This is a genomic window from Marininema mesophilum, from assembly GCF_900106775.1.
Classification (GTDB): Bacteria; Bacillota; Bacilli; order Thermoactinomycetales; family DSM-45169; genus Marininema; species Marininema mesophilum.
Genome location: NZ_FNNQ01000011.1, coordinates 141,323 through 147,743, shown reverse-complemented (window position 1 = coordinate 147,743; position 6,421 = coordinate 141,323). Strand labels below are relative to the sequence as shown.

Genomic DNA, 6,421 nt, shown 5'->3' with positions numbered 1-6,421 from the left:
AAACAATTTCCTTCTAGTCAGCTATGCTCCGCCTGTGGCTACCGCAATAAGGATGTGAAGAATCTTAACCTGCGAGCATGGACATGCCCTACGTGCCACTCTCACCATGACCGAGACATCAATGCATCCAAGAACATCTTGCAAGAAGGACTTCGTGTACTTGCGGTTGGGCAGACCGTCTAAGCTTGGAATCGATCCTGTCGGTAGATGGGAGCTCCCAAGAATCCCACTGCTTCAGCTGTGGAAGTGTCAAACCATGCATGTAATGTATCGGGTGCAAATACATCTAATTTTCTCAGTACTTCCATCGTAAATTCTAGAGGTGCTACCCCTGATGCAGTAATTAAATTCTCACTAGATACCGCAGGTCTCATCTCATAAAATTTTTCTCCTTGATAATTAGGATGGTAAATGAATTTCATTTCGATATTCATTTGAATGTTGTTATATTTACCTCAGTAGAGTAATATGTTACTCAAAGAAATTTCAAAATAAAGGAGAGATTTTGGTGACTACTTCTCCCGCAAATACAACCGTCAAAACGGAGGATTGTGAAATATTCTGTTCCAATACTGAAAAGGTGCAACAACTTAAAAATCAGTTACCCGATATGGAGCGCATAGCGGCTATCTTTAAAGCCTGCGGGGATGCAACTCGGATGAAAATGATGGTTGCCCTGACACAAGAAAAAGAGTTATGCGTCTGCGATTTTGCACACCTGCTGGACATCTCCGTTGCGACTGCTTCCCATCACTTGCGTCTTCTCAAGAACGGAGGGTTAACCCACAGTCGGAAAGAAGGGAAGTTGGTGTACTATTCGTTGACAGATGGAGAGGCTTATCAATTAATTGCATCATCCATGAAATATGGGAACAGATAACTACGAATTAGCGAAAGGAGGAGAACCTATGACAGAACAACAGCGGCCCGAGAAAAAGGAAACCTCTTGTTGTAGCGGATCACCATCGATTCCCGATAAACCATCGAGTTGCTGCTATACATCCACACAACCAAATCCAAAACCTGAAGGGATACCCTCATGTTGTGAGGGTTCGTCCTCCATTTGTGAACATCATGAGATAACCCAACAAACCATCGAAATCCGTGTTCAAGGCATGGATTGTCCCTCCTGTGCTAAAACCATTGAAAAAAGTATCGTTCAGTTACCTGGAGTCGCTGAAGTCCAGGTCCACTATAGCGCCGGAAAAATGCGTATCAAAGGCGATGCGCCTAATCAGGATGTTATTCTTCGACAATTAAAGCGACTAGGTTTTACTGGTATATGGCCCGAGGCAGAACAGCCCAACACCCAAACCTTTTATGTCGAGGGCATGGATTGTGGTTCCTGTGCTCAAAGCATAGAAAAACACCTACGAGTCCTCCCATGGGTGGATACTGTAAACGTTCACTTCTCCACCGGAAAAATGCACCTTGTACACAGCGGAACCACTGCGGCCATTCAACAAGAAGTGGCTAAAGTAGGGTACCGAGCCACTCCACGTCATACGAGCGTCTCTAAATCTCCAAAAATTTCTTCACACCTTCTTTGGGTCGGTGGTGCTGGATTATTGATGTTGCTCGGTTTTATTAGTGATCTAGCGGGATTACTTCCATTGGCAGGGCCTGTGTTTTTTTCTTTGGCTATTTTAGTAGGAGGCTACAAACCAGCCAAAAGTGCATTTTTTGCAGTAAAAAACAGATCGTTAGACATGAATGTCCTCATGGTGGGCGCGGCCATTGGCGCAGCTTTCATTGGAGAATGGTCGGAAGGCGCACTCGTTGTCTGGCTGTTTGCTGTTGGTAACTGGTTACAAACACAAAGTATAGAGCGTACCCGAACCTCAATTCGTGAACTGATGGAGTTAGCCCCAGCTGAAGCTTGGGTGTCCTCCTCGAGTGGATGGATCCGCCAAAATGTCGAGTCCATTGCCATCGGACAACGAATTATGGTCAAACCAGGTGAGAAGATTCCACTGGATGGTATTGTGCTAGAGGGTACGACCTCCGTTAACCAAGCTCCTATTACCGGAGAATCTATACCCGTAGACAAAATGCCTGGAAATGAAGTCTACGCGGGAACCGTGAACGAATCCGGTGCGGTGGAAATAGAAGTAACCCGGCTGGAAGCAGATACAACCCTCGCAAAAATTATCCGTCTGGTCGAAGAGGCACAGGAAAAACAAGCACCCACTCAAGATTTGGTAGACCGATTTGCTCGGGTCTATACCCCGATTGTGTTCATTTTGGCTTTGCTGACTATGGTGCTCCCTCCACTATTCGGTGGAGATTGGCGCGATTGGCTCTATCGGGGTGTGGAGTTGTTGGTTATCGCTTGTCCGTGTGCATTGGTGATCTCCACACCAGTAGCCATCGTATCGGCCATCGGTAATGCTGCCAAAAACGGTGTGTTAATTAAGGGTGGGGCCTTTTTGGAGATTACAGGTAAACTAACGGCTATCGCCTTTGATAAAACGGGTACCTTAACCGAAGGGAAACCTCAGGTTACTCGTATTCTGACGGCGGAAGGAGTCGATGAGGCTGATCTTCTCAGTGTTGCTTCAGGGATCGAAGAAGGATCGCGACATCCCATTGCACAGGCGATTACCCATGAAGTTGACCAACGGAACATAGGTCCTAAGCAAGGTACTTCCCATCGGGCATGGGTAGGTAAGGGAGCTCAGGCAACCATCAATGAGGAAGTCTACTACGTTGGAAATGAAAAAATGTTCGAAGGTCTTCGGGTTGCTTTAAATGATTGGCAAACACCCTTGAAAGAGTGGCAAGAAATCGGGTATACGCCGGTTTTGGTAGGAACTGATCAACAAATACTCGGGTTGATTGCCATTTCTGACAGCGTCAGAACCACGAGTCGGCAAACCGTCCAGCAGTTAAAAGCGGTTGGGATACAAAAAGTGGTCATGCTGACGGGAGATCAGCCAGGAACAGCCCATCACATCGGTTCAGAAGCAGATGTTGATGAAGTATTTGCCGGACTTTTGCCAGAAGAGAAAATGGAGAAGGTCCAGGAAATACAGCGTCAAGGGCACAAATTAGGAATGGTTGGAGACGGCATGAACGATGCTCCTGCTCTCGCCCAAGCCGATCTAGGGATTGCCATGGGAGGTGCGGGGACCGATACGGCCATGGAAACGGCAGATATCGTGTTAATGGCGGACAACTTAGAAAAGCTTCCTTCCATGATCCGGCTCAGCCGCAAGGCACTTCTTATAATTAAGCAAAACATCGCTTTTTCTATCGCAGTGAAACTACTCGCATTACTACTAATCGTCCCTAATTGGCTGACCTTATGGATGGCTGTTCTTAGCGATACAGGGGCGGCACTCCTAGTCATTCTAAACAGCATGCGCCTACTCAGAGATAGAAAGTGAAACAATCAATATTATTTGTAATGAGTTAGAGGAGAAAAAGAAATTGAACCTATGGTCAAAATAGCCATAGGTTCAATTTCTTTTTTAGGTACAGTGATCCCCTACTACCAAACGTGACACGAAGTGCAGGGGAAAAACCAACCTTATGTTTAAGAATCGGTTCTTTAAGGGTTTATCGTAGAAGTTAGAACCTCTTTCAAAAGAGAAACGAGCTACTTTTGTTTCCCTCGGTTTATTTGCAGTAGTCTCTAGTTATCTTGGCTCAACCTTTTTAATGATCTTCATTTCATGGTCTTTATTCACTTTGACCTTATATTCGACACCCGTTATGACTTCCTTTCCATCAACGGTTCCATAAAATTGACCAGACACCAGGTACTTGCCAGGAGCTAATTTAAACTGCTTAGGGGCGATGTATACATAGCTAGTACTACTTACTTTTTTGGAAGTGTGCGTATAAAAAATTCCTTTTTTGGCTTTGGCTACATCAATTCTCCATTTGCCCTTTGCTTTTTGGACAGAATCATCTAATTCTAAGAAGAAAGTTCTTTTTCCTTCGACTTCTCCTAGCATTTTAGGCTCATCTGTTGCTACAGATTTTTGGACATGATTACTTCCACTTACTTTTCCGACATGGCCATCACATGCGAAGGTTGCCGGAGTCGCTGTGAAAAAGAGCGCACAGGCGGTCATAATGGGCAGAATACGACGTGCGTGTTGCATGATTATCAATCGCTCCTTGTATTGTTTGGTATGTTTCTTGATCCATAGTCTACTGGTTGAATCGGTCTCTTACTATGGATTTACCTTACATGAACCTTACATCTTTGTAAGGGTGTTAAAGTGACATAAATTGAAGAATACGGTCGCCCGATCAGATTTTATTGATTTATACTGAGTGATACTTAACACGATAACTTCAAACAAGTCTGCTTAACAAACTAAAAAACCATAAACTCCAAAAAAAGTACATGCTTCTACAGCCTACGGAGATACTGAAACATACCGGACAAATCTGCGAATAGGGAGGGATACAGATGTTTCATCAATGGTTAGAGCAAATGAAACAAGGTCTAGATGAGATCAGCCAGAGTTACTCCGAAGTCCCTGAATCAGATCGTTCCCGAATGAAGAAAGAATTTAGAGAGATACAAAGCAACTGTGAAGATATACTGGAAGGTTGGATTACTCTAGAAGAACAGGTATCGATCCTTCTAAATAAATACCCTGAATTAGTAACAGAATCTAAAAAAGAAGAAGCCGGAGAAGAGTTTTGGCTGGATGGTCAAGTGGTTCGCTCCTTTCGCCAAGGACAGGGTTATTATCAGCTTAGTATGTTTAGTGAGGCTAAGCCATATTTTAATCGAGTCGTCGAAGAAGCTCCGGATTTTCTCTTGGGAAGGGTTTACTTAGCTTTAAGTCATTTTCAACAACAAAGCTGGAATGAAGCGAGTCGAGAATTCCAACTTGTCGCAGATACAGCAGATCATCTTCGTTTTGTTTCATTTGCTCACCATATGCTTGGTTGTATTCAAGTGCAACGAGAGGAGGACGAGCTAGCCATCCGTCTGTTTAAGCGTTCACTTGCTATCCATCCCGACAACAATGATGCCTGGTTTAACTTAGGTACTTGTCATTTTCGGTTAGGTAATTATCCTGAAGCTATTCCTCAGTTCTTTCAATCTTTGCGCCTGGATCCTGATGATTGGGAGTCGATGTACTATCTTTCTTGCTGTTATAAAGAAACGGGCCAATGGGAAAGTGTACACTTTTGGCGCTCGGTTGTATACGAAAAAACAAATAACCCTTCAGTCATGGAAACCATCGCTAAGGACTTTGAGGATACAGGGGATATCGATGGGGCGTTACGTTGGTATCGAAAGTTAGCCATTACAGACCCGAAGCGGGCTTCTGCGTACCATGGGCTTAGTTGGAACATGTGGATCAAAGGTGAACGTGAGCAAGCATTACTTCTTATACAAAAGGGATTAACTTTGGATCCTCAGAACCGAGATTATCTTTTTACGTATGTTTGGTACTTATTACAACAAGGAGAGTTAAAAAAGGTAGAAAAACTGTTAGGCAAGTTACCTCAGAAGATCATGGCCCATCCACAATGGCTCATTCTACGCTCTCGATGGCATGTTCACTGTAGAGACTTTACTCACGCTGAGGACACTGCACGTCAAGTAGCTCATTCTGAGGACCCATATACTCGTTCACTCGGATACTACCAACTTGGACGAGTATTATTGGATCAGGAACAAGTAAAAGAGGCTGCTAGCCATTTTCATGCTGCCCGTGAGCACTTTCCTCAATGGAAAGAACCTCTCTTTTATCAAGGTTTATGTCATCTATTGGATGGAGAGATTGATGGGACACGTCAGTGTTGGGAGCAGATCCCTATGGGAATTCCGTCGACGTCAAAAAAATAAAGGCAGTCAGGGGTGATATCATCCCTGACTGCCTTTATTTACTGGTTTGTTCCAATATCGCATATAGGTCATCTCAGGTGTAGGACGTTTCTTTACAATCTTCCCTTTTTCGTCTAACTGTACCTCCATCTTACGATATTGCTCTATCCGCCAGTTACCTACGATACGACTTCCAACCCATTCTAATTGAACCTCTGTCTGTAGAGCAGGGTGTGCAGATTCTGAAGATACAGGTAAAGCTGGAAGTGTAACTACCTGATTGGCAATGAGAAGTCCAGCTAACATCATATTGATAGCAACAACTGTACCAAGAATGACCGATAACCCGTTTTTCTTGAGCGATGCATCCATAAAGCGCCCTCCTGTAAAACCGTTTGGTACATGTTTATGGAAGAGCATGAGCATTCATGTATTACCTTCCGAAAAGGAAATAGCTAGCTAAAACCTAAAAACAACCATAATGCCACAATGATAATGGAAATTTGATAGATGATGTCAAACCAAGACTGCTTGTCTGTATAAGGTATTCTTTTTGGGACTCGAATTACCCTATAGTGGTATTCCCCCAAACCCCTATTTCGTCTATAAACCAGGACA

At 43.9% G+C, this 6,421-nt stretch carries 6 protein-coding genes and 1 pseudogene; 4 read left to right on the top strand and 3 right to left on the bottom strand.

Annotated features, from left to right (window positions below):
- On the top strand, window positions 1-183 hold a 183-nt coding region (locus BLV90_RS11625; protein ID WP_143035045.1), incomplete at its 5' end, for a zinc ribbon domain-containing protein.
- On the opposite strand, the pseudogene BLV90_RS11620 reads toward BLV90_RS11625, so the two are convergent.
- Window positions 180-404, bottom strand: a pseudogene (locus tag BLV90_RS11620) (hypothetical protein); the annotation flags it as partial. The gene BLV90_RS11625 and the pseudogene BLV90_RS11620 overlap by 4 nt on opposite strands.
- A gap of 104 nt (window positions 405-508) precedes the next feature.
- On the opposite strand from BLV90_RS11620, the gene BLV90_RS11615 reads away from it, so the two are divergent.
- Together BLV90_RS11615 and BLV90_RS11610 are read left to right on the top strand one after the other, a co-directional pair.
- A complete protein-coding gene (locus tag BLV90_RS11615; protein ID WP_245726336.1) occupies window positions 509-880 on the top strand; it encodes an ArsR/SmtB family transcription factor in 372 nt (123 codons plus the stop codon).
- 28 nt (window positions 881-908) lie between these two features.
- Window positions 909-3,389: a heavy metal translocating P-type ATPase gene (locus BLV90_RS11610; RefSeq protein ID WP_091741053.1), complete on the top strand. Its 2,481-nt coding sequence runs from the start codon at window positions 909-911 to the stop codon at window positions 3,387-3,389.
- Between the two features lie 252 nt (window positions 3,390-3,641).
- On the opposite strand, the gene BLV90_RS11605 is transcribed toward BLV90_RS11610, so the two are convergent.
- On the bottom strand, window positions 3,642-4,112 hold the full coding sequence (locus tag BLV90_RS11605; RefSeq protein WP_091741050.1) for a hypothetical protein: 471 nt from the start codon (window positions 4,110-4,112) through the stop codon (window positions 3,642-3,644).
- Between the two features lie 314 nt (window positions 4,113-4,426).
- Here BLV90_RS11605 and BLV90_RS11600 point away from each other — a divergent pair, with 314 nt between their 5' ends.
- A complete protein-coding gene (locus tag BLV90_RS11600) occupies window positions 4,427-5,824 on the top strand; it encodes a tetratricopeptide repeat protein (RefSeq protein WP_091741047.1) in 1,398 nt (465 codons plus the stop codon).
- Between the two features lie 18 nt (window positions 5,825-5,842).
- Here BLV90_RS11600 and BLV90_RS11595 read toward each other — a convergent pair whose 3' ends face one another.
- Window positions 5,843-6,175, bottom strand: coding sequence for a hypothetical protein (locus BLV90_RS11595; protein ID WP_091741044.1), 333 nt, complete (start codon window positions 6,173-6,175; stop codon window positions 5,843-5,845).
- Window positions 6,176-6,421 lie beyond the last annotated feature (246 nt).

What these genes read in the sequence shown, in the direction of transcription:
- BLV90_RS11610 (WP_091741053.1), top strand. Translation starts at nt 909, where the DNA reads ATGACAGAACAACAGCGGCCCGAGAAAAAGGAAACCTCTTGTTGTAGC.
- BLV90_RS11600 (WP_091741047.1), top strand. Translation starts at nt 4,427, where the DNA reads ATGTTTCATCAATGGTTAGAGCAAATGAAACAAGGTCTAGATGAGATC.
- BLV90_RS11595 (WP_091741044.1), bottom strand. Translation starts at nt 6,175, where the DNA reads ATGGATGCATCGCTCAAGAAAAACGGGTTATCGGTCATTCTTGGTACA.
- BLV90_RS11605 (WP_091741050.1), bottom strand. Translation starts at nt 4,112, where the DNA reads ATGCAACACGCACGTCGTATTCTGCCCATTATGACCGCCTGTGCGCTC.